Here is a 3,606-nt window from a genome sequence, read left to right on the forward strand (position 1 = left end):
AACCTCCCCCCGACCCGGTCCGCCAGCAGATCCGCCACCATGAAACCCACGTTGTGCCGGTTACCCGCGTACTCCGGCCCCGGATTGCCCAGCCCCACGATCAGCCAAGGAGCGGCGGCATCGGTCGTCACGTCCATGTCTCCTTCATACGCGTCGGCCGCTGCCCCGCACGGGAACAGCGGCCGACGAAACGACGACGCAGAGGATCAGGCCTGGGCGGCCTCTTCGCCCCCGGACTCCTCACCCTCAGCGGCCTCCTCGGCCTGCGCGGCCAGAACCTGAAGGACGACGGTGTCCTCCTCGACGGCCAGCGTCGTGCCCTTGGGCAACGTGATGTCCTTGGCCAGGATCGAGTCACCGGCCGTCAGACCCTCGACGGACACGGTCACGGACTCCGGGATGTGCGTGGCCTCGGCCACGACCGGCAGCGCGTTCAGCACGTGCTCCAGCAGGTTGCCACCCGGAGCCAGCTCACCCTCGGTGTGCACGTAGATGTCGACGTTGACCTGCTCGCCCCGCTTCACCAGCTGCAGGTCCACGTGCTCCAGGAAACCCTTCAGCGGGTCACGCTGCACCGACTTCGGAATCGCCAGCTCGTTCGACTTGCCGTCGATGTCCAGCGCGATCAGAACGTTCGGCGTACGCAGCGCCATCAGCAGGTCGTGACCCGGAAGGGTCAGGTGCAGCGGGTCCGAACCGTGCCCATACAGAACACCCGGAACCTTGGCTTCACGACGAATACGGCGCGCGGCACCCTTGCCGAACTCGGTGCGCGTCGCGGCGGAGATCTTCACCTCGGACATAATCACTCCTCGAAATCAGAACGGACGTGGTCACCCGGCCACGAACGGCCTGCTACGAAGAGCGCGTCGATAACGGACAACCGCAACCCCAAACGGGAACGGCCTCCCTCGCCGAGCAACTTCAGCAGTCTACTCGGAAGGGGAGGCCGCACCCAAAAGGATCTACGCAAGCACCACCCGACGCCTACTGCTCGTCGAACAGACTCGTCACCGAACCGTCCTCGAACACCTCACGCACCGCCCGCGCAATCGTCGGCGCGATCGACAGCACCGAGATCTTGTCCATGTCACCGCTCAGCTCACCCGGCGTCGGCAGCGTGTTCGTGAACACGAACTCACTCACCCGCGAGTTCTTCAGACGATCGCTCGCCGGACCAGACAGCACACCGTGCGTCGCCGTCACGATCACATCCTCCGCACCATGCGCGAACAACGCGTCCGCCGCGGCACAGATCGTCCCACCCGTGTCGATCATGTCGTCCACCAGGACACACACGCGACCCTTCACCTCACCCACGACCTCGTGGACGGTGACCTGATTCGCGACGTCCTTGTCCCGCCGCTTGTGCACGATCGCCAGCGGCGCACCCAGCCGGTCGCACCAGCGATCCGCGACCCGCACCCGGCCCGCGTCCGGCGACACCACCGTCAGCTTCTCCCGGCCCACCTTCCGGCCCACATAATCCGCCAGCAGCGGCAGCGCGAACAGATGATCCACCGGACCATCGAAGAACCCCTGAATCTGATCCGTGTGCAGATCCACGGTCAGGATCCGGTCCGCACCCGCGGTCTTCATCATGTCCGCGATCAGACGCGCCGAAATCGGTTCACGCCCACGATGCTTCTTGTCCTGCCGCGCGTAACCGTAGAACGGCACGATGACCGTGATGGAGCGGGCCGACGCACGCTTCAACGCGTCGATCATGATCAACTGCTCCATGATCCACTTGTTGATCGGAGCCGTATGGCTCTGGATCAGGAAACAATCGGCACCACGCGCCGACTCCTGATAACGCACATAGATCTCACCGTTGGCGAAGTCGAAGGCCTTCGTCGGGACAACCCCGACACCCAGCTGTTGGGCGACCTCCTCCGCAAGCTCGGGGTGGGCGCGGCCGGAGAAGAACATCAACTTCTTCTCGCCGGTCGTCTTGATCCCGGTCACAGCACTGTCTCCTCAGAGGTGTCGCAGCTGGGGGGCGAGAGACCTCGCAGCCGGCTTGCCGGAGGCCGTCTCAGCTGGTGGGGTGCGGGTGTGCACTTATCACCGTACGCCGTGTTCAAGGCATCGGTTTCCGGTCAGCCCTCGCCGGCCGACTCCCGGGAAGCCGCCTCCGCCGCCTTCGCGGCCGCGCTCCCCGGACGCTTACGAGCCACCCAACCCTCGATATTCCGCTGCTGACCACGGGCCACGGCCAGCGAACCGGCCGGCACATCCTTCGTGATCACAGACCCCGCAGCGGTGTACGCACCGTCCCCCACCGTGACAGGCGCCACAAACATGTTGTCCGAGCCCGTCCGACAGTGCGAACCGATCGTCGTGTGGTGCTTGTCCTGCCCGTCGTAATTCACGAACACGCTCGCGGCACCGATGTTGGTCTGCTCCCCGATCGTCGCGTCACCCACATACGACAGGTGAGGCACCTTCGTCCCCTCACCGATCGACGCGTTCTTCGTCTCCACGTACGTACCGATCTTGCCCTTCGCACCGAGCCGCGTCCCCGGACGCAGATACGCGAACGGCCCCACACTCGCCTCCGCACCGACCTCGGCGCCCATGGCCACCGTGTTGTCCACCCGCGCACCCGCACCCACACGCGTGTCGGTCAGCCGGCAGTTCGGCCCGACCTCCGCACCCTCCGCCAGATGCGTCACGCCCAGCAGCTGGGTGCCCGGATGAACGACGGCGTCCTGCTCGAACGTAACGGTGACGTCGACGAAGGTCGTCGCCGGATCGACCACGGTCACACCCGCGAGCATCGCCTCGGTCAGCAGCCGGTCGTTCAGAATCCGCCGGGCCTCGGACAGCTGCACACGATTGTTGATCCCCGCGATCTCACGGTGGTCGCCGGCCACCGACGCCCCCACCCGGTGCCCCGCCTCACGCAGGATCCCGAGCACATCCGTCAGGTACTCCTCGCCCTGGCTGTTGTCCGTCCGCACCTTCTTCAGCGCGTCCGCCAGCAACGCCCCGTCGAACGCGAACACACCCGAATTGATCTCACGGATCGACCGCTGGGCATCGGTGGCGTCCTTGTGCTCCACGATGGCGGTGACGGCACCCGAGGCGTCGTCCCGCACGATCCGCCCGTACCCCGTCGCGTCCGGCACCTCGGCGGTCAGCACGGTGACCGCGTTGCCGTCCGCGGAATGCGTCTCGGCGAGGGCCCGCAATGTGGCGCCGGTCAACAGGGGAGTATCCCCGCACACGACCACGACGGTCCCCTCGACGGACCCGCCCAGCTCCTCCAGCCCCATCCGCACGGCATGCCCCGTGCCATTCTGCTCCGCCTGTACGGCGGTACGGACGTCGGGCGCGATCTCACCGAGATGCGCGGTGACCTTCTCACGGGCATGGCCGACCACGACGACCAGGTGCTCGGGCTGCAGCTCGCCGGCGGCGGCGAGCACATGCCCGACCAGACTGCGGCCGCAGAGCTCGTGCAGGACCTTGGGTGTTGCCGACTTCATACGGGTGCCCTCACCCGCTGCGAGAACGACGACGGCTGCCGGGCGGTTGGCGCTCACGGGATGCCCTTCGGCTGTGGATGGGGTGGGGTGACATCCGCAGGATACCGGGGGG

Annotated in this window: 3 protein-coding genes and 1 pseudogene; all 4 read right to left on the minus strand. The window is 66.6% G+C overall.

Annotation, left to right across the window (positions count from 1 at the left end):
* A pseudogene (locus C1J00_RS40150) lies at positions 1-137 on the minus strand (aminoacyl-tRNA hydrolase); the annotation flags it as partial.
* 69 nt (positions 138-206) lie between these two features.
* Positions 207-803, minus strand: coding sequence for a 50S ribosomal protein L25/general stress protein Ctc (locus C1J00_RS40155; RefSeq protein ID WP_102913786.1), 597 nt, complete (start codon positions 801-803; stop codon positions 207-209).
* A gap of 184 nt (positions 804-987) precedes the next feature.
* Positions 988-1,968, minus strand: a complete 981-nt coding sequence (locus tag C1J00_RS40160) for a ribose-phosphate diphosphokinase (protein WP_102913787.1) — start codon at positions 1,966-1,968, stop codon at positions 988-990.
* A gap of 134 nt (positions 1,969-2,102) precedes the next feature.
* Positions 2,103-3,551: a bifunctional UDP-N-acetylglucosamine diphosphorylase/glucosamine-1-phosphate N-acetyltransferase GlmU gene (gene glmU / locus C1J00_RS40165; RefSeq protein ID WP_102913788.1), complete on the minus strand. Its 1,449-nt coding sequence runs from the start codon at positions 3,549-3,551 to the stop codon at positions 2,103-2,105.
* Positions 3,552-3,606 lie beyond the last annotated feature (55 nt).

This window comes from Streptomyces cahuitamycinicus (assembly GCF_002891435.1).
GTDB lineage: Bacteria > Actinomycetota > Actinomycetes > Streptomycetales > Streptomycetaceae > Streptomyces > Streptomyces cahuitamycinicus.